Origin of the sequence: Winogradskyella sp. 3972H.M.0a.05 (genome assembly GCF_040493455.1) — a bacterium.
Classification (GTDB): domain Bacteria; phylum Bacteroidota; class Bacteroidia; order Flavobacteriales; family Flavobacteriaceae; genus Microcosmobacter.
Map to the genome: position 1 here is coordinate 338,030 of NZ_JANFDA010000001.1, position 23,127 is coordinate 361,156.

Here is a 23,127-nt window from a genome sequence, read left to right on the forward strand (position 1 = left end):
TTGGCACAAATTAAACAATCATCCCGGCAGCAACAGTTTCATTAGTTGTATCGTCAACTAAAATAATACTTCCTGTTGTTCTGTTTTCTCTATAAGAATCAATCATTAATGGTTTTGTTGTTCTTATTCTAACTTTAGAGATATCGTTCATCTTAAGCTCCTTGTCATCAGATTGTCTTTCTAAAGTATTGATATCATACTTATAAACCACTTCTTTTATCATTGCCTTTTGGTCATTTGAAGTATGCCTTATGCTATACTTTGCCCTAGGTTTAGCAGCATCATTGTGTAACCAACACAGCATTACTTCAATATCTTGAGATGCTTCTGGCTTATTATTTGACCTTACAATCATATCTCCTCGACCAACATCTATATCGTCTTCTAAAGTTATAGTAACAGACATAGGCGCAAAGGCTTCGTTTACTTGTCCTTTGAAGGTGTCTATTGTTTTGATTTGAGATGTGAAACCAGAAGGCATTACTGTAATTTCATCTCCTGGTCTTAAAACTCCACTAGCCATTCTCCCTGCATATCCTCTATAATCTCTATGATCTTCACTTTGTGGTCTCAATACTGTCTGTACTGGAAAACGTGCGTCTACTTTGTTGATATCACTACTTATATGAAGCGTTTCCAAAGTGTGCAACAATGGCGCTCCTTGATACCAGGTCATGTTTTCAGATCTATTAACCACATTATCTCCATTTAATGCGCTAATAGGAATGAATCTAATGTCTTTTACCAATAACTTAGAAGAAAATTCTTCGAACTGATCTATAACTCGATTGTAGGCTTCTTCAGAATGACCAACCAAATCCATTTTATTGATACAAACTATGACATGCGGAATTTGAAGCAAAGAAGCAATAAACGAATGTCTTTTGGTTTGTTCTATTACTCCGTGCCTAGCGTCAACTAAAATTATTGCTGCATTTGCTGTTGATGCGCCAGTAACCATATTTCTGGTGTATTGAATATGTCCCGGTGTATCTGCTATAATGAACTTTCTTTTTGGGGTAGTAAAGTACCTATATGCTACATCTATGGTAATGCCTTGTTCTCGTTCATCTCTTAATCCGTCAGTAAATAGAGCCAGGTCAACACCATCATGGCCTTTTCTTTTACTTGTATTCTCTATTGCTTCAAGCTGGTCTTCAAATATAGATTTTGAATCGTATAGCAAACGCCCTATCAATGTGCTCTTTCCGTCATCAACACTTCCTGCTGTGGTGAATCTTAACAGCTGATTATTATCTAGCATAAATCTCTTTCTTTTAATTTGAGGTTTAATAGATTAAAAATACCCTTGTCGTTTACGGTCTTCCATTGCTGTTTCGGAGCGCTTATCATCGCTTCTATTACCGCGTTCTGTTTGCCTCATTGCCGAAACTTCATTAGCAATCTTTTCCACAGTATCTGCTTCTGATTCTATTCCTCCTGTAATGGTAATATCTCCCAGTGTTCTAAATCGGATTTTCTTAACCTGCACTTCTTCATTCTCCTCTAAGTTCAAAAATTCAGAATTTGGAATCCATGAGTTTTGTCTCCACACAACTTCTCTCTCATGAGCAAAGTATAGGGATGGGATTTGTATGTTCTCTCTGTTTATATAGTTCCAGACATCCATTTCTGTCCAGTTACTGATAGGAAATGCTCTAAAGTGTTCTCCTTCGAAATGTTTCCCGTTGAAAATATTCCACAGTTCTGGGCGTTGGTTTTTCGGATCCCATTGACCAAAATCATCTCTATGCGAAAAGAAGCGTTCTTTAGCTCTCGCTTTTTCTTCATCTCTTCTACCTCCTCCAATTGCACAATCCACCCTATGAGTTTCAATAGCATCTAAAAGTGTAGTAATTTGCAACGCATTTCTAGTAGCATTCTTTCCTTTTTCTTCTGCAACTCGACCTTCATCAATAGATTCTTGGACTGAACCCACAATAAGGTTAACGCCCAATTCATTTATCAAGTTGTCTCTGAACGCTATTGTTTCAGGAAAATTGTGTCCCGTATCGACATGCATCAATGAAAAAGGTATTTTACAAGGGTGGAATGCTTTTCGAGCCAAATGTGTTACTACAATAGAATCTTTTCCTCCTGAAAATAATATTACAGGATTCTGAAACTGAGCCCAAACTTCTCTAAGGACAAAAATCGCCTCGCTTTCTAGCTCGTCTAAGTAGTTTAAATAGTATTTACTCATTATTGAGTTTTAATTTTTCTTGTATAAACTGTACAATATTGTTTGCTGCTCCTTCAGCAGTATATTCTTCAGTTCTAATTTCAATATCAGGGTTTTCTGGGACTTCGTATGGCGCAGAAATTCCTGTCATATTTTTAATCTCACCTGCTCTAGCTTTTTTGTAAAGACCTTTTACATCTCGTCTTTCACATTCTTCCAAGCTTGTGTTAATAAAAATTTCGACAAAGTTAACATCTTTAACAATACTACGAATGTTATCTCTGTCTTTTTTGTATGGCGAAACAAAGGCTGCAAGCACCACTATTCCTGCATCTACCATTAGGTTTGCTATTTCAGCAATGCGCCTTATGTTTTCTGTTCTATCCTCGGGTGAAAAAGATAAATCTTGATTTATCCCTTTTCTTATATTATCACCATCCAAAGAATACGTTTTAACTCCTTGTTCGAACAGCTTTTGCTCAACAATATTTGCTATTGTTGATTTGCCAGACCCTGAAAGACCTGTGAACCACAATAAAAAAGAATTGTGGTTATTCTTTATTTGCCTGTCTTCTTTTGATACTTGGTAAGAATGTGGAATAATGTTTTTGCTCATAACATCTTTTTAATGAAATTCCTTATTCGCCCTAACGGTAGTTTGAGCCATAATTTTTCATGCAGGTAATACAATACAAATTTGGTAAATAATTCTGTAAGAGCAATATATAATGCTATTTCATCAAATGCTTCTAAAATGACTCCTGAAATTATAAAGGTAGTGGTGGTAGCAATAACTCTCCATGAAATAGTCTTGTATAGTATTTGCTTATTACTTACTGCCCTTCCTCCGAGAATCTGTAGCCATAAACGTTCATGTAAATAATAAATAAAAAGCTTAATTAAGAACTCTGAAGCCCCAATCTTAATAGCATTTTCTAGACTACACCCTCCTGTTAAACAGGTAATAAAAAGTACAACCAGTACAGTGTCTAACGTGGCTATAATACGCCAAGAAATTCCTTTTAGGACACTTCTAATATGTGAGGACTTCTTTAGCTTAGCCATAGTCTTTAATTAGACACCAAAAACCAAGGGTTTAATAGGTTTTCTTTGTTGTAGGTTAATTGCTCGTTTGTTGCTTTAGATATGACATTTATACCTACAGCGTTACATATAGCTTGTCCTGCAGCTGTATCCCATTCCATTGTTGGTGCATATCGTGGGTAAATATCTGCCTTACCTTCAGCAACCAGACAAAACTTTAGAGAACTTCCTTTTGAAACAATTTCCACCTCAGAGCCTTTTGCTTTTAAAGTATCTACAAAATCTTTTGTTTCGCTGTTCATATGCGAGCGACTTCCAACTACCTTAATGATGTCTTCATTAGACCTGGGCTCTAGTGGTAAAGATGCTTTTACGATGTTTTCTTTATTAAATACGTGGTTTTCTAAAACTACTTTATTAGCCAGCTTGTTAGAAACATCTGCATAATAAAGTTCCTTTGTGGCAGGAACATAAATAACTCCCAGTAGTGGATTCCCTTCTTTAACCAAAGCTATATTAACAGTAAATTCCCCATTCCGTTTTATGAATTCTTTGGTTCCGTCAACAGGGTCAACTATCCAACACGTTTTCCATTCTTTTCTTATGTCAAAATCAATCTGTTTGTTTTCTTCACTAATTATGGGAATAGTTGTTGGTTTTAAATATGTATTTATTATGGTGTTAGACTCTTTATCTGCCTTGGTCAGCGGAGAATCATCCTCCTTGTACTCAACGTCAAATGGAGCTTCATAAATGTCCATAATGGCTTGCCCTGCTTCTATTGCGGCCTTGATAGCCAGTTCTAAGTTATCATTCAACATACCACTTGTAAATTTTTTTGATTCCTTCTTCTAATTCAATTTTATGTTTCCACCCAAGAGCATTAAGCTTTGTGACATCTGTAAGTTTTCTCATTGTGCCGTCGGGTTTATCTGTGTTAAAGACAAGATTTCCCTTAAAGCCTATTTCCTCTTTAATAGTTTCTGCAAGTTGCTTTATTGAAATTTCTTTTCCTGTTCCGATATTGATATGTGTATTTCTAATCTCTTTATCTCCTTTTGAATACGTGTCATCAAAATCTCTATGCTCCATAATAAACACACAAGCATCTGCCATATCTTCGGACCATAAGAATTCTCTTTTAGGATTTCCTGTCCCCCAAATTTCAACCGATTTTTCTGTTACTCCAAAAGACTTTAGATAATCTTTTGCCTCTTCTATTGTTGACATTTCTAGATCTTCAAGTACTAGCTCCTCTTTGCCTTGCGATAGTAAATTTGCTAAGTGTATTTTTCTAACTAACGCTGGTAAAACATGAGATTTTTCGAGATCGAAATTATCATTAGGTCCATAAAGGTTGGTGGGCATCACCGAAATGAAATTTGTGCCATATTGTAAGTTGTAACTCTCGCACATCTTTATCCCAGCAATTTTTGCAATAGCATAAGGTTCGTTGGTATATTCTAGAGTATCTGTAAGCAGGTAATCCTCCTTCATTGGTTGTGGCGATTCTTTTGGGTAAATACAAGTGCTTCCCAAAAAAAGTAGCTTTTTAACCTTGTTGAGATAGCTATTATGAATGACATTATTTTGAATCATCATGTTTTCATAAATAAAGTCTCCTCTGTAAGTGTTGTTTGCAACTATCCCCCCAACTTTTGCTGCTGCCAAAAACACATAGTCGGGCTTTTCTATTGAAAAAAAAGACTCAACCTCTGACTGGTTAGCCAAATCTAACTCATTGTGTGTTCTAGTAATAATATTTTTATATCCTTTAGCTTTTAGGTTTTTTAGAATAGCACTTCCTACTAAACCTCTGTGCCCTGCTACATAAATCTTAGAGTCTTTATTCATTACATCAGTTTATAAACGGTTTAAAGGTCATAATTTCTAAATCTTGAAAGCTCCCAGTTATAAGATTCAGGGAAATTTCATGTTTCCCTAAATAATCGGTCCTAAGTACTAAATGCTTTTGCTTGCTGTTGCGCATCTTGATTGTGTCCTTTACTATTTGTTCAACCCCAAAATAAACTTTATAGTCTTCGGGAGTCTTGTTTTTTAATATTCTTTCGATATTAAATATGTTATGGTCTTGTCTTTTAATAACTATTCTTTGAGAATTGGAAATGAAGTCTTCTCGAGAATTTCCTTTTCCGTCAAAACCTGTTTTACTGCCTTCAAGTTTAAAATCGTAAGTCTTTGTTTCTCTATTAATGTTGAAAATTGTGATTGTCCACTGCTCATCCTGAGGGAATTTTGTTCCTAAAGAGATGTTCTTGATAGCTGGCATCCAACTTTGAAATCCCTTCGATGGTCTGCTAATATGGTATGATGATTTGATTGTTGAAGGTTTTTTTCCATCAATTAGCACTTCAAAAACTGGGGTGTCTATTTGACCCTTTCCTTTAATTTCAACTAAATTGGCATTAACTTTAAATTTCTCTTTTAACGTTGAGGCATTCATAAAAAAAGATTCTCTTAGGCTATCTTTTCTTATTGTGTAAAGCTGTTTTGGTTTGTTATCAAATGCAGATAAAACAATTTTCCTAAGTAATTCATTTCCTTTATCATTTGGATGAACGTTTGGGTCTTTTGTGTTTCCCATTAATTCATTTGCCTCTATGTTATTGGCTATCATATAAGCTCTCCATTGCTCACGCACATTTACAAAACCACAAGAATATTTTTTCGCAATTTCTTTAATGGCCCTTGAATCTTCATCATGGCTTTGATTTATTTTATCCAGCTTTCTTTGAGGCACATTCCAAACATAATGGTGGTCTAGTAGTAAAATATCTGATGATAATCGATTCCTGATATTTTTTATAAACTGGTCGTATAATCCTTCTTCTATACCTCCATATGCATGAAATATGATTAAATCAGGGTTTTCTTGATAAACATCATGCAAGACGGTTCTGCTTAAGTCTGGTATTTGAAACCCTCCTATGGGTTTGTGTTTATAGGAAATGTTTGTGTGAGGAAATTTTTCTCTTAATGTAATTACCAAACTGTCTGTTTTCATTCCCCCAATTATGGATTGACCATAAAATAATATACTGATAGCTTGAGGGTTGTCCTTATTACTCTGTTGTAATATTGACAAAGTTCTATCAATGCCTTTATATTTTATTGCCTTAATATCATTGGAAGGTTTTTGACAATAACAAAAAACGACGCAAAATAGAAGTGGTATTATATAGCCAAACTTATAATATCTAATGCTTTTATTCAAAATAGTTCTTTATTTGATAGCCACCATCCTTTAAGTATTGTTGCTTCTGCATTAACTTAAGGTCGCCACTCATCATATCTTCCACCAAACCTTCTAGGTCATACTCTGGGATCCAACCTAGCTTTTCTCTAGCTTTTGTAGCGTCTCCAATTAGTAAGTCAACTTCTGTAGGTCTATAATATTTTGGATCTACAGCTACAACCTCTTTGCCAGTCTCTAATTGATACTCTGAATTGTTGCACGCCTTTACATAAGCCTTTTCGTTTTCAGCTTCTCCCTTAAACTCTAGTTCAATACCAATGTGATCAAAACACATCCTGATAAAATCTCTCACTGAAGTGGTTTTCCCTGTAGCGATAACCCAATCTTCGGGTTCATCTGCTTGCAATATCATCCACATCATTCTCACATAGTCCTTTGCATGTCCCCAATCTCGCCTTGCATCTAGGTTTCCTAAGTACATTTTATCTTGTAAACCAAGGGCTATTCTAGAAGTGGCTCTAGTAATTTTTCTTGTTACAAAAGTTTCTCCTCTTATCGGGGATTCATGATTAAACAGTATGCCATTACAGGCAAACATGTTGTACGCTTCTCTATAATTGACAGTAATCCAATATGCATATATTTTTGCTACACCGTATGGGCTTCTAGGGTAAAAAGGTGTTGTTTCAGATTGTGGCACTTCTTGTACTTTTCCATAGAGCTCCGATGTTGATGCTTGATATATTTTTGTCTTACTTTCTAGTCCAAGCATTCTTACAGCTTCTAATATTCTCAATGTCCCAATACCATCTGCATTTGCTGTATACTCCGGTGTTTGAAAGGACACATGAACATGGCTCATTGCCGCTAGATTATAAATTTCATCTGGCTTAACTTCTTGGATTATCCTTATTAAATTAGTACTATCAGTAAGGTCGCCATAGTGCAGAAAGAAGTTTTGGTTTTCTACATGTGGGTCTTGATACAGGTGATCTATTCTATCTGTATTAAAAAGCGACGATCTTCTTTTTATTCCATGTACAATGTAATCTTTCTTTAAAAGAAACTCGCTTAGGTAAGCACCATCTTGTCCTGTTACTCCTGTTATTAGTGCTACTTTGTTTTTCATCTATTTATTGTTTTCTATGAGAGAATAATTACTAATGCATTCCTTAAGGCTTTCTCTCCAGTGGGGAATGTCAATTTGCAAATATCTTTTAATTTTTGTTTTATCCAAAACGCTATATTTTGGTCGAATTGCGGCTGTGTTGAATTCTTCGGTTGAGACAGGTGCTATTTGAATGTCAGTGCCTGTTAAAGAAAAAATTTCTTTGGCAAAACCATACCAACTTACAGAACCTAAGTTACTATAGTGGTAAGTGCCCCACCCTTGCTTATCCTCAATCATGAACTTACAAATAACTTGAGCAAGATTATTGGCATATGTGGGTGTACCTATCTGATCATTTACAACATTAATTGTTTTGTTTTGTCTTGATAACTTTATCATGGTTTTCATAAAGTTGGAACCAAACTCAGAATATAACCATGATGTTCTTATGATATAATGTTGAGACAATATCTTTCTTATTACTTCTTCCCCTTTTAACTTTGTCTCTCCGTATTTGTTTATAGGGTTGACATTATCGTTTTCTAAATATGGTGTTGAGGTGCTTCCATCAAACACAAAATCTGTGGAAATATGAATAAGTCTCGAATTAGCCTTTTTGCATGTAAGAGCAAGATTCTCTACCGCCTTCTCATTAATTTTTAATGCTTGCTCAATTTGGGTTTCTGCTTTGTCTACAGCTGTGTAAGCAGCACAGTTTACACACCAGTCTATTGCATTTTCATCGAAAAAGCTTGAAACTTCGTCATAATTTGTAATATCTAAATCTGTTGAAGATCTATAGATGAAATTTAGCACACCATATTGATCGGATATAGCTTTTATACTCTGCCCTAGTTGACCTCCAGCTCCTGTTACCAGAACAGTTTTCATAACACTGCTTGTTGTAAAGTGGGTAATAATTTATCTTTTTCAGATAATATTAGATCGTGATGATTAAACTCCCAGTCAATGCTTAGCTCTTTATCATTATAAATTATTCCTCTTTCTGAACCTTTATTGTAAAAGTTATCGCACTTATAAGAAAAAATAGTGTCATCTTCTAGTACCAAAAAACCATGAGCAAAACCTCTAGGAACAAATAGCTGTTTGTTTTCTATATCATCTAAAATTATAGAAAAATACTTACCAAAGGTCTTTGACTGTGGTCTAATATCCACCGCAACATCTAATACTCTTCCTTTGGTAACCTTGACAAGTTTGGCTTGGGCAAATTCTCCTATTTGATAATGTAATCCTCTTAAAACTCCCTTTGAGGATTTTGATTGATTGTCTTGGACAAAATTAACTTTAAACCCGAGATTGTCTTCAAATTTTTTTTGATTAAAGCTTTCAAAAAAATATCCTCTTTTGTCTTTAATTACATCTGGCTGAATAACACAACATCCTTCTAAATATGTTTCTTTTACTATCAAACCTAGGTTAGTTTAAATCCATTAAATGCTTTCCGTACCCGCTTTTTAAAAAAGGTTTAGCCAAGTTGTGTAGTTGCTCTTTTGATATATATCCCATTTTATAAGCAGCCTCTTCTATTGCTCCTATTTTTAATCCTTGACGCTCTTCAATTACTTGAACAAACTGAGAGGCTTTCATTAGCGAATCAAATGTGCCTGTATCTAACCATGCGGTACCTCTATCTAAGATACTCACTTTTAATCGCCCTTTTCTTAAATATTCTTTGTTCACATCGGTGATTTCTAGTTCTCCTCTAGAGCTAGGTTCTATATTCTTTGCTATACTTACCACTTCATTATCATAAAAATATATTCCTGGGACAGCAAAGTTAGATTTCGGGTTTTGAGGCTTCTCTTCAATTGATGTTACTTTACCTTCACTATTAAACTCTACAACCCCATAGCGTTCAGGATCATGAACATGATATGCATAAACTACCCCTCCTTCTGGGTTGTTATTTTCTTGAAGAATTTTTGCTAATCCTGAACCATAAAAGATATTATCACCTAGTATTAATGCAACTTTATCATCGCCTATGAAATCCTCTCCTATGATAAAAGCTTCGGCTAATCCATTGGGATTCTCTTGAGTGGCGTAGCTGAATTTACATCCTAAATCTTCTCCGTCTCCTAATAATTTTTTGAAAAGCGGAAGGTCTTGTGGTGTGGAAATTATTAAAACCTCTCTTATACCTGCGTATAGTAGTGTAGATAGGGGGTAATAAATCATTGGTTTGTCAAAAACAGGCATAAGCTGCTTACTTACAGCTAATGTAAGTGGATGCAGGCGTGTTCCTGAACCACCAGCTAAAATTATTCCCTTCATGTATATCTAATGATATTGTTTTTTATAATATTCTCGGTATTCGCCAGACGTAACATTATCTAACCATTCTTTATTGCTCAAATACCAATCAACTGTTTTCTCAAGACCTTGCTCAAAGTTCACTGATGGTGTCCAGCCTAGCTCTTCTTTTATTTTGGAGGCGTCGATTGCATATCGATAATCATGGCCTGGCCTATCTTTAACAAAAGTAATTAGCTTTTGCGAACTGCCGCTGGTCCTGTTCAGTTTTTTATCCATTATATCACACAGCAGCTCTACTAATTTAATGTTTTTCCATTCATTAAACCCTCCTATATTGTATGTTTCTCCTCTTTTGGCGTTATGAAAAACTAAATCTATGGCTCTCGCATGATCAATAACATAGAGCCAATCCCGAGTATAGTTTCCATCTCCGTAAACAGGTAAAGGTTTTTCGTTGATAATGTTATTGATAAATAATGGAATCAGCTTTTCAGGAAATTGATTTGGCCCATAATTATTTGAGCAATTAGAAATCACATATGGTATCCCATAAGTTTCACCGAAAGCTCTAACAAAATGGTCTGAACTTGCTTTTGATGCTGAATATGGGGAATTTGGGTCATAGGAAGTCTCTTCCGTAAATAGTCCGACATCACCTAAAGATCCGTATACCTCATCTGTAGAAATATGATAAAAAAGTTTGTTGTTAAAACCTTCTTTCCAAAGGAATTTGAAAGCATTGAGAAGGTTCAAGGTGCCTAATATGTTTGTTTTAACAAAAGCTAACGGGTCTTCTATAGAACGGTCTACATGAGACTCCGCTGCTAAGTGAATTACACTTTCAAACTTATATTGTTCAAACAATTTGTTTATAAAAACGTCATCGGTAATATCGCCCTTAATAAAGGTATAATTTGCTTCGCCTTGTATGTCTGACAGGTTTTCGAGATTACCTGCATAAGTAAGATTATCTAAATTGAAGATTTGATATTCTGGATAGCTTTTAACTAACAACCTTATTAAATGAGAGCCAATAAAACCAGCTCCTCCTGTAACCAATATTGGTTTACGCTTCATAATTCTTTACGTAGTGTGTTAATCTACCTAATAGGAAAATAAGACTTAGCAAGGCTAATGCAGCTACGGGAATAAGAAAAATGTAGCTTTTCAAAATATCACTACTCTTATTTCCTACTTGCTGAAAACTAGATATGACATCAAAAAACACATCGTCTTGAATTTTTCGTTCGTCTAGTTTTCTAAGCTCATTTCTTAATCGAATTTCTTCATTCAGCAATTCGTATTCTTTAGTTTCTGAGCTCTCAGGCACAAGTGAAAGGTTTTCTCCAAATGTATACTTTGAATCACCAGATTTCGATTCCTCCTCGAGAACATTAATATAAAATTCTTGTAGTCTTTCAACTTCTTCAATAGACTCTAAAATATTCTCCTTTTGGATTGCGATTAAAGAGTCTCTTTTTCGCATCTTGGTTTCTGAATATTCATTGGCAAAAGCAGAATTGAGCCCCCCTTCTAAGTCTCTGAATATATCGCTCTTGGTTGATTCAACTAAAATTTCAAAAATATCTCCTGAGTATAAGTTTCTGTTTTCTATAAAATCATCAAAAGAAATTTCCGCCCCTCTAGTGCTATCAATAGATTTTATAAACTGATCGTACTTAACAATTTGATCATTTTCTGTTTCAGGACCTATTTCAATTTCAAAGGTTTTTATTTTTTCGACATCTTCTTCAGAAATAGAGAATATTTTGGATAAAGCCCCGTAGTTTTCCCCATCAATTAAAGCATTAAAATATTCTATGTTATCAATCAACTGATATTTAGTGTCGAAATATGGTCTAACTACCATTTTAGAACTATAAACATCTGGTTTTATTTTGTCTAAAGCATACCCACCAATTGCAGCAATGGCTAATACAATAACAATTAATTTGGTATTTATTATTATAGTCTTAAGCACATAAATAAGCGCAGAAAAAAGAGATTTAAAAATTCCTCCTATAAACCTAAATAATCTCTCGAATAGGTTTCCTATTGCACTAAATAATTGCCCTAAATCTACTTCTTCATTATTGTTTTGGTTAGGGGATAAATTTTCACTCATAGCTATGGTTAGTTATTAAATATTTGTTCTAGAATTGTTCTTGTTATTAAATATGTAGGTCTTACACCAGAGGTTCCTAAACCTCCCGATGCTAATGTGCTTCCTGTCTCTAAAGGATTATCACTAGCATAATAGGCATACCTTACTTTTACGTCTTCATTAATACTCCCTCTCACTTTAGAAGCTGCTTGGATTGCTTTTTGATAATGCGCCCCTTCCATTTCTAATCCTATCACATTCCATGTAGAATCATAGAAAAACTTCAAGATATCTTTATTCTGCAATGAGGTACCCAATACGGTTATCATTGATCCTTCGTATACATCCACACCTTTGCCTTCTAAATCTTCCTTATTCAACTCATTTTTGAAAGGATAGTTGTCTGCTGTACCTTCAAAAATATGTGCTGAAGGAATCATAATGTCTCCTTTACCTCCTTCTAAAATACCTGCTTTACCCATTATGGAAATTGAACCTACATTTAAGTAGACTTTCTTCCCTTTTACAGTAACCGGTTTTAAAAGCTCATCAATAGTTTCGTAAGCTTGCTCTCCAAAAGCGTAATCCATAACAATGATTACTGGTTTCTCTTCTTCAATAAACTTGGTATCGGCTTTGATATCGGTTCTTGAAAAATCGACTTTGGAAGTATCAAAAATTTGAACATTTATGTTGGTTCCTGAAGTGTCTTTTATGTAAAGCATTCCTCTTTGCAACGCTTCTTTGTTCACTTTATTGCGTAGCGTATCATTTTCTGGTTTGCTAATGGCTTCATAAACTTCAAAAATGTCTTTGCTCTTGGTTTGAGGTGAGGATATTGATGGTGCAAAAAGCGTATTCATTACACTGTGCATATTAGCACTAATAATATGAATAGGGCGGTTCAACAGTTCATTGTCGCTCAATTGTTTTTTGATATGGTCAGCCCAAATCTCGCCATGAATATGATGCCCTAGTCGCTCTCTAAGTACTGGACTAAATGTAATGGTCCTTTTGTCTTTATTTGTGACTTCAGCTATCGCTAATTTTCCAAGCCAATAAATAATATGCAGTAATCGTTCTGGCTTTTCCTTGGTTGCAAAATTTGGATATGCTTCCTTTAACTCATTAAACGTTCTGCCAAGAATATTTGCCGTGTGAGTTATAGCCACCTCTCTCTGTTGTTGAGTTAGCTTTTTGGTGTTAACAGCTTCCTCCAATTTTACCCAATCTCTAGTTGTTTCACCATTTTCATTAATAACAACCTTGTTGGCTATTTTATGGGATTCAACAAATAAAAAGGTGAGGTGAGTAAGGATATCATAGATTTCTGAACGTCCGCGTGTAATCTCAATATTCATCTGTTCGTCATCTATACGATAACAATTACGGCGACGCTTTGGCGGAATAATGGGTTTGAAGTGAGAATCTGAATAGCCTTCATCGCTAGTAAGGTTAATGAAACTACATTCTTCGATGCCGTCTGGTAATCTGTCTATAACATAAAGTAGTCCTTCTAGCTCTGCTTTTTCCTCAGCAATAGATCCGTAAATTTCTGGACGTAGTAATAAGAGTGCTTCTCTAAGAGTTTCTCCTGAAACACCCATGGGTTTATAAAACCCTCTGTTGAACAGGTGTCTCATCGTAACGTACATTCTCTCAATAGCATTTGAGCTCTCTTGTGCTCTCGTTCTTCCTCGATGTTTAGAATAACTCATTTTCAGTCTTTAGCCAGCAAATATACTATTATTTGATTAAATTTTTTTGATACAGAATGTCCGCAATCTTCCTGTCATTGGATAATCGTGGAATCTTATTTTGACCGCCAAGCTTACCTATTGATTTCATATAATCTTGAAATCCTTTTTCTTTGATTGACGTAATCTTTAACTGCTGCAAAACTTTGCCTTCAATAAGGTCATAGTAATAGCTGTTTTGTTTTTGTAACGATTCATCGATTTTCGTCGCTAGTGTTGAAATGTCTTCTGGCTCTTCAGAAAACTCTATTAACCATTCATGATAAGGCAATCCTTCTCCGGGATTGATTTGAGGTGCTACTGTAAACTCGTTTATACTAATCTTCGATCCTTCTGTCGCTTCTTTTAAAGCTTGTTCTACTTCTTTTCCAATAACGTGTTCTCCAAATGCAGAAATAAAGTGTTTTATACGTCCAGAGACGATCACTCTATAGGGGTCTGTACACGTAAACTCAACTGTATCTCCAATATTATAAGCCCAAAGCCCAGCATTAGTAGAAATAATCATGACATAATTAACTCCTACCTCAACATCTTTTATAGTTATTCGTTTTGGATTCTCCTCAAAGAACTCTTCTGCTTTGATGAACTCATAGAATATTCCTGAATTCAATTGCAGCAGCATTCCTTTTTCGTTTTGCTTATCCTGAAACGCAAAAAAGCCTTCGCTAGCTGGATATAATTCTATACTATCTACCTTTCTTCCAATAAGGTTTTCAAACTTTGCCCTGTAGGGTTCGTAGTTTACACCTCCAAAAATAAATAGCTTAAAGTTTTTAAAGATATCGCCTACATTTTTCCCAGTTTTTTGCTGTAAGCGTTCAAAATACATTTGAACCCAAGAGGGAATTCCAGAAATTATAGTCATGTTTTCTGGTAGGGTCTCTTCAACAATAGCATCTACTTTGGTCTCCCAATCTTCAATACAATTCGTTTCCCATGAAGGCATTCTATTTTTTTGCAAATACTTTGGGACATAATGCGCAACAATCCCTGATAGTCTGCCAAGTTTCACGCCATTCTGCGATTCTAGAATTGGGCTTCCTTGTAAAAAAATCATCTTACCATCTACAAACTTTACATTTCCTGTTTCATAGATATACATCAGGATAGCATTTCTAGCTGCTTCAATATGACTAGGCATGCTTTCTTTAGTAATAGGAATATATTTTGCCCCTGAGGTTGTTCCAGAGGTTTTTGCAAAATATATCGGCTTGCCTTTCCAGAGTATATCGTCTTCTCCTTTTACAACTTTATCTACATATGGTCTTAATGCTTCATAATCTCTTACGGGAACTCTTTTCACAAAATCATCATGATTGTTAATGCTAACAAAATCGTGATCTTTTCCAAACTGTGTAACGGCTGCACTACTAATAAGTTCTTGAAAAACTTTCTCCTGGGTTTTTACAGGATGTTTTGCCCATTTTTGAATTTTCTTATAAACGCGTTTAGCGAAAGGTTTGGCTAGTGCAGATTTTATTGAAAACATTTATTCAAAATCTATAAAGTTGGTTGGATTTACAGGATAACCTTTGCTCCATAATTCGAAGTGAAGGTGTGGTCCCGTGCTAAACTGCCCAGAATTGCCAGCCATGGCTATAACTTCTCCTGCTTTTACCAAATCTCCTTGTGTTTTAGTAAGGGAAGCATTGTGTTTGTAAACCGATATTAATTCCTGGCTATGCTCTATAATCATTACATAACCTGTTTCCATGGTCCATTCGGCAAAAATTACAGTACCGTCTGCCGTAGCTTTAACAGGTGTATCTACAGGCACAACGATATCTACGGCATAGTGTTTTTCCTCTAAATTGTAAGCCTCGGATATGGCTCCATTTACTGGTGGAAACAAAACAAAATTGGCTGTATTATTGTCTTCAAACAGATTGTATTTGTCTTCTTTATCAACCTTCTCTCTTAGAAGCGAATCTTGTCGATTTGGAAGTACCTGACTAAAATCTATGTCTTGCCTAGCAGCTTTTAAAATAGAGTCTCTATTGAAGTCTTCTGTTTTTACCTCTCCAGTAAGCACGCTTTTAATTGATGCTAAATAACGCTCATTCATTAGCATGGCTTTTTGCAACGAATCGGTTTTTGTATTTAGCTCGTTTGCTTTTCTCTTTAATGAGGTGGAGGCGTATCCAGGTATGTATTCTCGTAATGGTGTAAATGCAATGAGCAATGTCGTTAATATGATCAATAAGATTGCCGAAATTGATGTCAGCACAAACACATTTAATCGTGTTAGTTTTATAGCAAACCGTTCTTCAAAAGTATCTTCATTGAGGATCACCAAACGATACTTGTGGAGCAGCTTTTTTGCTAATTTTCGTTCTTTTTTCTTATTTGACATTGCCCAACAAAATTAACCAAAATGTATGTACATCCTAGTGGAAGAATCCTAAAGTTTACTTGAAAACGCTTTTATTCAGCTTTAATTATTAACTTTGTCGCTCAAATTAGATGTTATGATTTCATTGAGTATATTTTTGGCTATGGGACCTTGGCAAATTGTATTGATTGTTGTTGCAATCTTATTACTTTTTGGAGGTAAAAAAATTCCTGAATTAATGCGTGGATTAGGAAGTGGTATCAAAGAATTTAAAGATGCCAGCAAGGACGACAACAAGCCTGAAGAAAAAGAATAAAAGTTCAAAAACTTATAACAAAAAAGCCAACATTAAATGTTGGCTTTTTTTATTTGACTTTTACCGATTTGAGTATGGCTTCTAGCTCAAACATGTAGTCTCGCTTTTTTACTGAAGGTGCGTATGCATACCCTTCTAGTACAACATATCTGTTGTTTATTTTATCTTCAATAGCATAGTTTATGAACGGTCCAGACATCCAATCCTTTTTCATGTCCCAAATACCTTTGGTTTCTAAAGTCGGTTTATTGTCCAATATGGTTTCATAAATATATGGTGCATATGCCGTCTCGGTAATCATATAAGATCCTTCATTTTCGCCATGTATATGTGCTTCGCCCATTGCATTTCTTGCTTTAACAATATCGACAACCGCACTATCACCTTTTCTAATGGCATCTAGCGGAAGCTCATAAAGCATAATATCTATAGTGCCTTTTTTGGAAGTAGTTTTTCTTATCCAGAAGAACTTATCATCTTGTTTTGCTATTCTATATGCTGAAGGAATTCTAAGACTAATACCTAAAGCGTCTTCAATATCCTTATCATTCTTTACAGACAATCCTATTCTACGCTGCTTTTCTTTGAGCTCTTCTTTTTCAAAAGCATCTATAAGCTTATTCGCATTGGTATTTATTTGGTCTATGATTTCAGCATTAGTATTTCCTGATACTGTAATTACTAATTGTGGTCTAGCATATACATCGTTCTCAACAGAAATTGAAGCAGGCTTCCCTTTTTCTACCTTTAAGACGGTTCTATTATTTCTTGCAAAGCCACTAAATACTTGAGGTGGCATTTGTCGCATAGAATAAAGCGGTTCGTTTTGTGGTAGTCCTTCCACTGGAGCGCCTAAAACATTTCGGATGGTTTCCCCTACTTGGTTTTCCCAAAGTAAATTATCAATAACTACATTGAGGCTGTTGATATTACCTGATGAACTCGGTAGCACGCGTTGTCCTGTTGAGCCGTCTCCACACCCAAAAGCCAAAAACGTAATAGCTAATACTGCTGTTTTTATTGTTTTCATGAGTTTTATTGTTGGTTTAACTTAATTTGAAACGATCAAGGTCATTCCTATTTTAAGCTTATTACCACTAATATCGTTCCAATCTCTGATATTTTGAACAGAAACTCCTGGAAATTTTTGAGAAATGCTCCAAAGTGAGTCTCCTTTTTGCACGATATAGGTTTTCTTTCCTGTTGGATCTACAGGCTTTTTCTTTGTTTTGGTCGTCTTGGTTGTAGCAGGTTTTGGCTTTGCTGCTGAAGGGTTTCTTGGGTAAATGGTAAGGCGTTGTCCTATTCTAAGTTTATTACTTCTAAGTCCATTCCAGCGTTTTATCTGGCTTACTCTTACACCATAACGTCTGGCTATTTTCCCAAGATAATCGCCACTTTTAACTCTGTATCTAATTCTAGAATCTGTGTCAAAAAATTGCGGAAGTGGTTTTTCTCGTTTATCAAATTCTGCTTTAGCAAACGCATAGATGGAATCCTCGTTATTTACAAAAAGACCAATCGCTTCTCTTGGTAAACGTAATGTGTATTTTTTGTCCTTTATTTTAGGAATAATATCTAGTTTGTATGACGGGTTTAAAAACTGAAGTTCTTCAATCTTAACTCCTGTAGCTTCTGAAACCTGATCGAGCGTGATCATTTGTTTAACCAAAACGGTATCTGTTTCTATATAATTGAATTGTGGTTTTTCGGGTCTAAAACCGTGCTCTTCAGCAAATTCAAAAATATACATAGTGGCTAAGAATGCTGGCACATATCCTGCTGTCTCTCTTGGTAGGTTATGTCTTATGTTCCAATAATTTTGATAGCCTCCCGATCTTCGAATGGCTTTACTTACATTCCCTGGCCCTGAGTTATATGCAGCCAAGGCGAGGTCCCAGTCGCCAAAAATTTCATAGAGCTTCGCTAGGTATTTGGCTGCGGATTCTGTCGATCGAATCGGGTCACTTCTTTCGTCTACATAACTACTCACACCCAAATCGTACATCTTCCCTGTTGTAAACATGAATTGCCAGAGTCCTGTTGCGCCTACTCTAGATCTTGCTCTTGGTTTTAAGGCTGATTCTACAATAGCCAAATACTTCATTTCTAGAGGAATGTTGTAGTTGTCAAACTCTCTTTCAAACATAGGAAAGTAGTAATGACTCAATCCCATCATCTTTTCAAAATACTTCCTGCGATGTTTCAAAAAGCGTTTTATTACGCTTTCTAAAGAAGGATTGTATTCAACATTAAAAGGGGTTCTCGCATTGAGTTCAGCAAGTCTTGCTTTTAGAGTATCTGTAGGCAATTCCGGCAGGTAAACCTCATCGTATTTTAGTTCGGTAACTTCCTTGTAAATGGTATCAAATAGCGAAGTGCTATAAAGTTCTTCGAGCCATTTTTCATCAATCTCTTTAGCTAAAGGATGATCTTCTAATGATTTTAATTTGGTTGAATCCTTAACAGGTTCTATCACTTTTGGAACTACTTTTTTACCATCAAGAATAGTGTCTGTAGATTTTTCTTGGGCAAGACCAACCATGAAAGAAAAACACAAAGCAAAAATAAAAATGAAGTTTTTATGAATCATCTCTTTATTATTTATCTAACAACGGTCTAAACACCAAAATCATTATATCTATTCTAAAATAGCTGCAATTCCAGGCAAGGTCTTTCCTTCCAAGCTTTCTAACATAGCACCACCTCCAGTACTTACATAACTTACTTTATCCTGAAACCCAAATTGCTTAACGGCAGCTACTGAGTCTCCTCCTCCAACTAAAGAAAATGCACCATCTTCAGTCGCATTTGCAATAGCATAGCCTAATGCTATTGTACCTTTAGCGAAGTTATCCATCTCAAAAACGCCTAAAGGTCCATTCCATAATATCGTCTTAGAGTCAGAAATCACTTGTGCAAATAAGCCTTCTGAGTTTGGTCCTACGTCTAACCCCATCCAACCATCTGGAATAGCATTTATATCTGAAGTATCTGTATGTGCATCATTACTAAAAGCATCTGCTATAATGACATCTACAGGTAAATGCACTTGAACATTTTTAGCCTTTGCTTGCTCCAAAATATCTAAGGCTAATTGTTGTTTATCGTCTTCAACCAGGGAATTACCAATGCTTCCACCTTGGGCTTTAATAAACGTATATGCCATTCCGCCACCAATGATTAAGTGGTCAATAGCGTCTAGAATATTATCGATTATGGTAATTTTTGAAGATACTTTGGCGCCTCCAAGTATTGCCGTTACCGGCTTTTCGCCAGACTCCATTACTTTTTTAATGCTCTCTATTTCTTTTGCTAATAGATAGCCGAAACATTTGTTGCTATCAAAGAATTTAGCAACTACTGTGGTTGACGCATGCGCTCTGTGTGCTGTCCCAAAGGCATCATTCACATAGATATCACCAAGTCGTGATAGCTTTTCGGAGAAGGCCTCATCGCCTTGCTTTTCTTCCTCATGAAAACGAAGGTTTTCGAGCAATAAAATCTGACCTGGTTTTAGGTTTTCAGCCATTTGCTCTGCTTCCGAACCTATACAATTGCCCGAAAATAAGACCTCAACACCCAATACATCTTCTACTGCATTGACAATATGACGAAGAGAAAACTCTTCTTGTACACCTTTTGGCCTACCTAGATGCGACATTAGTACACAGCTGCCTCCATCTTCAAGAATCTTGATAATCGTAGGCTTAGCTGCAACAATTCTTGTGTTGTCTGTAACCTTATAATTATCGTCTAAAGGAACATTAAAATCTACTCGAATTAGGGCTTTTTTATTTTCAAAATTGAAATTGTCAATCGTTTGCATTTGCGGTTAATTTTTTTGGTCTAAACTAAATCCTGAATCGATTAGCAAAATAAGTTCTTTAATGTTTTCTGAAATAACTTTTCTAAAGTTTTTTTTCATGAAGGGCTTCATAATAAATCCTATCGGTTTTAGATCTGCAAAAATTTCAATATTAATTTTCGTTTTGCCATTATCTAATTCTTCTAGAACGTAATATATATTCACTCTTTTAGTAAACGGAATTTCTTGTGTAGATTCGCCATAAACCATTTGGTTTTTCTCTACTTTCTTTTTTACAGTCGTTTGCAGGACTTCTTGATTTTTATTGATAAGACACTTATGCTTTTGTCCTGCTCTGTTCACTTTATTTTTCTCATATTCTAGCCTATCAATTCCTTTTGTCCAAAGCAGTCGATAATCGAAATTGCTAATAACTTCATACAAGTCGAGTATTGGAAGTTCAATGACTTCTGTCTGATCAAAAACCTTATGCTTTGGTACATCATCTGGAATCGGAGGCACTTCAGGAAGTTTTAGTTTAAGCGAATCCAAATTAGAATACGTAAATGTAATATTTCCAAAATCATAAGTTGCCGTTAAGGTCTTTGCGCCTTCCTTGATTGAAGAGACGTTTTCCGTCAACAGTGCATATTCTTTTACTTTGATGTCATTCTTAAGAAGTCTGTGTACCTGAATTACACTACTGCCATACGGTTTACTTGTGTCTTTCACATTAATGAACTCTATCTCTCCGTGATGCACAACGAACTTTAGACTCAGGTTATATGCTGAAGAACAAGCGCCACATTGACAAATACGTTCGTATTCGTACCGTTTTAAATGTTTATGAAATGCCAGATACATATCTTCTACCTGTTGTCTTATTTCTGCTTCATTAGGTTTATCAATAAGCTTGTAGAAGAAAAGCGCATCGCCTTCGATTTCGGCAAGCTCCAATCCTGTGTTGTTCTGATCTAAGAGCAACTCTAGCAATTCAGAAATAATATGCTGACTATGGTTTATTGCTGTATGATGTACAAATTCTGTAAATCCAGAAATATCTGGTATAAAAAGAAGCGCATTTTTAGCCATTCTGGTTCTAAAGGTTAATACATTGTACTATAAAAATACATGGATTTGAAGTTACAAAATAACAATACAATGTTAAAAACATGAACTATATTTGTTGAATGCTATTTTCGGAAATTTTAGGACAAGAACATATCAAAAAACACCTAGTAAAGAGTGTTGAATTAGGGCGTATTCCTCATGCTCAATTGTTTGTTGGTCCCGAAGGTTCAGGAACACTGCCAATGGCTATAGCATATGCTCAATATATTCTTTGTAGCAATACCAATGGTGAGAATAATTCTGGGAATGAAGCGTGCAATATTAAGTTCAAAACGTTTTCGCATCCCGATTTACATTTTGCTTTTCCGGTAACTACAAATGATAAAGTGAAGAAGCATCCTGTCTCTAGTCATTTTTTGGAAGAATGGCGCCAACTCCTTGACCAACAGCCTTATGGAAACTTATTTGACTGGTATCAACTCCTTGGTGTAGACAATAAACAAGGGCAGATCGGTGTCGATGAAGCTCATGATATTGTAAAGGCTTTGTCTTTAAAATCTTATGAAGGTGGTTATAAAGTAATGCTCATTTGGATGGCAGAAAAAATGAACATTGCTTCTGCAAACAAGCTTTTAAAACTTATTGAAGAACCGCCAGAAAAAACGATTTTCATTCTCATTGCTGAAGATGAAGAACAGATTATTGGTACTATCCGTTCTCGATGCCAAGCTTTACATTTTCCTCCTTTAGCTGAAGCAGATATTGCCAAAGGTCTTATGAAACAATACGACTTAGAGGAATCTGTAGCTGCAAAAATTGCACATCAAGCCAATGGGAATTACAATAAGGCTTGTGATTTGGTCTATCAGGATAGTGAGGATTTACAGTTTGAAGAGTGGTTTGTCTATTGGGTTCGTTCTGCATTTAAAGCAAGAGGCAATAAGAGTGCCATCCATGATCTTATTTCCTGGAGCGAGGAAATTGCCAAGACTGGTCGCGAAACTCAAAAGCAGTTTTTACATTTTTGTATTGTCTTTTTCAGGCAGGCTTTACTTTTGAATTATGGTGCTGAAGACTTGATTTATTTAGAAACGAAATCGAAAGATTTTAAGCTAGAAAAGTTTGCGCCTTTTGTACATGAGGGAAATATTCTTGAAATCTCCGAAGAATTGCAAAACGCTATTTACCATATTGAGCGCAATGGCAATTCAAAAATCATCCTTACTGATTTATCGATTAAACTGACTCGATTACTGCATAAAAAAAGTCAGACTCTCGCCTGACTTAATTCTATTGTATTAAAATAAAGGTTACTCTTTTTTGTAAGCTTCATTTAGCGCATCTGTAATGACTTGGGTAAGATCGTTAGTGTCATCTCCATATAAAACGCTTCCTGCTTGATTACTTCCAAGAATATAGGTGAAACCATTTTTCTTTCCATAGTCTTTTACAAAGTCGTTCATTTTAATTATTGCTGAATCTATTTCAACATTAAACGCTTGTTGCATTTGTTGTTGCTCAAACTGAAGTTGTTGTTGAACGATTTGCCATTTTTGGCTGAACTGCTGTGATTCTTCTTGCTGTTTTCTAGCTGAAGCATTTTTTAGCTTTACTTGCATTGCCTGTAAATCTAAATTATAAGCTTGACCAACACTGTCGGTTTTTCTTTTGTAAGCTTCTTCTTTGACTTTGTATTTTTCTTCGATATCAATTTTTGCCTGATAATCGTTAATTACTTTTCCGTTGTCAACAAAACCAATTTTTGCTTGTTCTTGACAAGATGTTACTGTTAAAATTAATGCCGAAAGTATAATCAGTCTTTTCATTGTTTCGTATTGTAAATTTTGGCAAATGTACCAATCTATATCAAAATATTTCCTTAATAGATAAAATTTATGTGAA

The 23,127-nt window shown here is 35.3% G+C and carries 23 protein-coding genes; 2 read left to right on the top strand and 21 right to left on the bottom strand.

What is annotated here, in order from left to right:
* Positions 1–10: 10 nt before the first annotated feature.
* The 16 genes from cysN to NCE97_RS01580 form a co-directional block, all read right to left on the bottom strand.
* The gene (cysN, locus tag NCE97_RS01505) at positions 11–1,264 is read right to left on the bottom strand and encodes a sulfate adenylyltransferase subunit CysN (RefSeq protein WP_353777101.1); all 1,254 of its coding nucleotides are present in this window, start codon (positions 1,262–1,264) and stop codon (positions 11–13) included.
* Between the two features lie 33 nt (positions 1,265–1,297).
* The gene (cysD, locus tag NCE97_RS01510) at positions 1,298–2,203 is read right to left on the bottom strand and encodes a sulfate adenylyltransferase subunit CysD (protein ID WP_353777102.1); all 906 of its coding nucleotides are present in this window, start codon (positions 2,201–2,203) and stop codon (positions 1,298–1,300) included.
* Positions 2,196–2,798 carry an adenylyl-sulfate kinase gene (gene cysC, locus NCE97_RS01515; RefSeq protein WP_353777103.1) on the bottom strand — a complete coding sequence of 201 codons (603 nt, stop codon included), beginning with the start codon at positions 2,796–2,798 and terminating at the stop codon, positions 2,196–2,198. Before cysC ends, cysD begins: the two co-directional genes overlap by 8 nt.
* Positions 2,795–3,247 (bottom strand): DUF2061 domain-containing protein, encoded by a 453-nt coding sequence (locus NCE97_RS01520; protein WP_353777104.1) that lies wholly within the window; start codon positions 3,245–3,247, stop codon positions 2,795–2,797. The genes cysC and NCE97_RS01520 overlap by 4 nt, the downstream gene beginning before the upstream one ends.
* 5 nt (positions 3,248–3,252) lie before the next feature.
* Complete coding sequence (cysQ, locus tag NCE97_RS01525; RefSeq protein ID WP_503065163.1) at positions 3,253–4,044, bottom strand: 3'(2'),5'-bisphosphate nucleotidase CysQ; 792 nt, start codon at positions 4,042–4,044, stop codon at positions 3,253–3,255.
* Positions 4,037–5,080, bottom strand: coding sequence for a GDP-L-fucose synthase family protein (locus NCE97_RS01530; protein WP_353777106.1), 1,044 nt, complete (start codon positions 5,078–5,080; stop codon positions 4,037–4,039). The genes cysQ and NCE97_RS01530 overlap by 8 nt, the downstream gene beginning before the upstream one ends.
* 4 nt (positions 5,081–5,084) lie before the next feature.
* A complete protein-coding gene (locus NCE97_RS01535) occupies positions 5,085–6,251 on the bottom strand; it encodes an SGNH/GDSL hydrolase family protein (RefSeq protein ID WP_353777107.1) in 1,167 nt (388 codons plus the stop codon).
* Between the two features lie 202 nt (positions 6,252–6,453).
* The gene (gene gmd / locus NCE97_RS01540; RefSeq protein WP_353777108.1) at positions 6,454–7,572 is read right to left on the bottom strand and encodes a GDP-mannose 4,6-dehydratase; all 1,119 of its coding nucleotides are present in this window, start codon (positions 7,570–7,572) and stop codon (positions 6,454–6,456) included.
* Positions 7,573–8,445, bottom strand: coding sequence for a dTDP-4-dehydrorhamnose reductase (gene rfbD, locus NCE97_RS01545; protein WP_353777109.1), 873 nt, complete (start codon positions 8,443–8,445; stop codon positions 7,573–7,575).
* Complete coding sequence (rfbC, locus tag NCE97_RS01550) at positions 8,442–8,987, bottom strand: dTDP-4-dehydrorhamnose 3,5-epimerase (protein ID WP_353777110.1); 546 nt, start codon at positions 8,985–8,987, stop codon at positions 8,442–8,444. Before rfbC ends, rfbD begins: the two co-directional genes overlap by 4 nt.
* Positions 8,988–8,994: 7 nt before the next feature.
* Entirely contained in the window at positions 8,995–9,852 is an 858-nt protein-coding gene (rfbA, locus tag NCE97_RS01555; protein ID WP_353777111.1) for a glucose-1-phosphate thymidylyltransferase RfbA, read from the bottom strand.
* 6 nt (positions 9,853–9,858) lie between these two features.
* Positions 9,859–10,911 carry a dTDP-glucose 4,6-dehydratase gene (rfbB, locus tag NCE97_RS01560; protein WP_353777112.1) on the bottom strand — a complete coding sequence of 351 codons (1,053 nt, stop codon included), beginning with the start codon at positions 10,909–10,911 and terminating at the stop codon, positions 9,859–9,861.
* Positions 10,901–11,959, bottom strand: coding sequence for a hypothetical protein (locus NCE97_RS01565; protein ID WP_353777113.1), 1,059 nt, complete (start codon positions 11,957–11,959; stop codon positions 10,901–10,903). The genes rfbB and NCE97_RS01565 overlap by 11 nt, the downstream gene beginning before the upstream one ends.
* An 8-nt stretch (positions 11,960–11,967) precedes the next feature.
* The gene (locus NCE97_RS01570; RefSeq protein WP_353777114.1) at positions 11,968–13,656 is read right to left on the bottom strand and encodes a DUF6909 family protein; all 1,689 of its coding nucleotides are present in this window, start codon (positions 13,654–13,656) and stop codon (positions 11,968–11,970) included.
* 28 nt (positions 13,657–13,684) lie between these two features.
* Positions 13,685–15,187: a GH3 auxin-responsive promoter family protein gene (locus NCE97_RS01575; RefSeq protein WP_353777115.1), complete on the bottom strand. Its 1,503-nt coding sequence runs from the start codon at positions 15,185–15,187 to the stop codon at positions 13,685–13,687.
* A complete protein-coding gene (locus tag NCE97_RS01580; protein WP_353777116.1) occupies positions 15,188–16,051 on the bottom strand; it encodes a M23 family metallopeptidase in 864 nt (287 codons plus the stop codon).
* Between the two features lie 115 nt (positions 16,052–16,166).
* Between NCE97_RS01580 and tatA the strand changes: the two genes are divergently transcribed.
* Entirely contained in the window at positions 16,167–16,346 is a 180-nt protein-coding gene (gene tatA / locus NCE97_RS01585; protein ID WP_353777117.1) for a twin-arginine translocase TatA/TatE family subunit, read from the top strand.
* A 49-nt stretch (positions 16,347–16,395) separates the two neighbouring features.
* Here the strand turns inward: tatA and NCE97_RS01590 are convergent, their stop codons facing one another.
* Genes NCE97_RS01590 through NCE97_RS01605 form a run of 4 tightly spaced genes read right to left on the bottom strand, consistent with a single transcriptional unit; the run spans position 16,396 to position 21,246 of the window.
* The gene (locus NCE97_RS01590; protein WP_353777118.1) at positions 16,396–17,376 is read right to left on the bottom strand and encodes a DUF4837 family protein; all 981 of its coding nucleotides are present in this window, start codon (positions 17,374–17,376) and stop codon (positions 16,396–16,398) included.
* A gap of 21 nt (positions 17,377–17,397) precedes the next feature.
* Positions 17,398–18,939, bottom strand: a complete 1,542-nt coding sequence (locus NCE97_RS01595; protein ID WP_353777119.1) for a lytic transglycosylase domain-containing protein — start codon at positions 18,937–18,939, stop codon at positions 17,398–17,400.
* A gap of 48 nt (positions 18,940–18,987) precedes the next feature.
* Positions 18,988–20,175, bottom strand: a complete 1,188-nt coding sequence (locus NCE97_RS01600; protein ID WP_353777120.1) for a phosphoglycerate kinase — start codon at positions 20,173–20,175, stop codon at positions 18,988–18,990.
* 6 nt (positions 20,176–20,181) lie between these two features.
* Positions 20,182–21,246: a DUF2652 domain-containing protein gene (locus NCE97_RS01605; protein WP_353777121.1), complete on the bottom strand. Its 1,065-nt coding sequence runs from the start codon at positions 21,244–21,246 to the stop codon at positions 20,182–20,184.
* 98 nt (positions 21,247–21,344) lie between these two features.
* Here NCE97_RS01605 and NCE97_RS01610 point away from each other — a divergent pair, with 98 nt between their 5' ends.
* Positions 21,345–22,508 (top strand): DNA polymerase III subunit, encoded by a 1,164-nt coding sequence (locus tag NCE97_RS01610; RefSeq protein WP_353777122.1) that lies wholly within the window; start codon positions 21,345–21,347, stop codon positions 22,506–22,508.
* A 27-nt stretch (positions 22,509–22,535) separates the two neighbouring features.
* Here NCE97_RS01610 and NCE97_RS01615 read toward each other — a convergent pair whose 3' ends face one another.
* The gene (locus NCE97_RS01615) at positions 22,536–23,051 is read right to left on the bottom strand and encodes an OmpH/Skp family outer membrane protein (RefSeq protein ID WP_353777123.1); all 516 of its coding nucleotides are present in this window, start codon (positions 23,049–23,051) and stop codon (positions 22,536–22,538) included.
* Positions 23,052–23,127 lie beyond the last annotated feature (76 nt).

What these genes read in the sequence shown, in the direction of transcription:
- rfbB (WP_353777112.1), bottom strand. Translation starts at nt 10,911, where the DNA reads ATGAAGCGTAAACCAATATTGGTTACAGGAGGAGCTGGTTTTATTGGC.
- NCE97_RS01535 (WP_353777107.1), bottom strand. Translation starts at nt 6,251, where the DNA reads ATGAAAACAGACAGTTTGGTAATTACATTAAGAGAAAAATTTCCTCAC.
- rfbA (WP_353777111.1), bottom strand. Translation starts at nt 9,852, where the DNA reads ATGAAGGGAATAATTTTAGCTGGTGGTTCAGGAACACGCCTGCATCCA.
- NCE97_RS01615 (WP_353777123.1), bottom strand. Translation starts at nt 23,051, where the DNA reads ATGAAAAGACTGATTATACTTTCGGCATTAATTTTAACAGTAACATCT.
- gmd (WP_353777108.1), bottom strand. Translation starts at nt 7,572, where the DNA reads ATGAAAAACAAAGTAGCACTAATAACAGGAGTAACAGGACAAGATGGT.
- rfbD (WP_353777109.1), bottom strand. Translation starts at nt 8,445, where the DNA reads ATGAAAACTGTTCTGGTAACAGGAGCTGGAGGTCAACTAGGGCAGAGT.
- NCE97_RS01595 (WP_353777119.1), bottom strand. Translation starts at nt 18,939, where the DNA reads ATGATTCATAAAAACTTCATTTTTATTTTTGCTTTGTGTTTTTCTTTC.
- tatA (WP_353777117.1), top strand. Translation starts at nt 16,167, where the DNA reads ATGATTTCATTGAGTATATTTTTGGCTATGGGACCTTGGCAAATTGTA.
- NCE97_RS01520 (WP_353777104.1), bottom strand. Translation starts at nt 3,247, where the DNA reads ATGGCTAAGCTAAAGAAGTCCTCACATATTAGAAGTGTCCTAAAAGGA.
- NCE97_RS01605 (WP_353777121.1), bottom strand. Translation starts at nt 21,246, where the DNA reads ATGGCTAAAAATGCGCTTCTTTTTATACCAGATATTTCTGGATTTACA.
- NCE97_RS01575 (WP_353777115.1), bottom strand. Translation starts at nt 15,187, where the DNA reads ATGTTTTCAATAAAATCTGCACTAGCCAAACCTTTCGCTAAACGCGTT.
- NCE97_RS01590 (WP_353777118.1), bottom strand. Translation starts at nt 17,376, where the DNA reads ATGAAAACAATAAAAACAGCAGTATTAGCTATTACGTTTTTGGCTTTT.
- cysC (WP_353777103.1), bottom strand. Translation starts at nt 2,798, where the DNA reads ATGAGCAAAAACATTATTCCACATTCTTACCAAGTATCAAAAGAAGAC.
- cysN (WP_353777101.1), bottom strand. Translation starts at nt 1,264, where the DNA reads ATGCTAGATAATAATCAGCTGTTAAGATTCACCACAGCAGGAAGTGTT.
- NCE97_RS01580 (WP_353777116.1), bottom strand. Translation starts at nt 16,051, where the DNA reads ATGTCAAATAAGAAAAAAGAACGAAAATTAGCAAAAAAGCTGCTCCAC.
- NCE97_RS01610 (WP_353777122.1), top strand. Translation starts at nt 21,345, where the DNA reads ATGCTATTTTCGGAAATTTTAGGACAAGAACATATCAAAAAACACCTA.
- cysD (WP_353777102.1), bottom strand. Translation starts at nt 2,203, where the DNA reads ATGAGTAAATACTATTTAAACTACTTAGACGAGCTAGAAAGCGAGGCG.
- NCE97_RS01600 (WP_353777120.1), bottom strand. Translation starts at nt 20,175, where the DNA reads ATGCAAACGATTGACAATTTCAATTTTGAAAATAAAAAAGCCCTAATT.
- NCE97_RS01570 (WP_353777114.1), bottom strand. Translation starts at nt 13,656, where the DNA reads ATGAGTTATTCTAAACATCGAGGAAGAACGAGAGCACAAGAGAGCTCA.
- NCE97_RS01530 (WP_353777106.1), bottom strand. Translation starts at nt 5,080, where the DNA reads ATGAATAAAGACTCTAAGATTTATGTAGCAGGGCACAGAGGTTTAGTA.
- NCE97_RS01565 (WP_353777113.1), bottom strand. Translation starts at nt 11,959, where the DNA reads ATGAGTGAAAATTTATCCCCTAACCAAAACAATAATGAAGAAGTAGAT.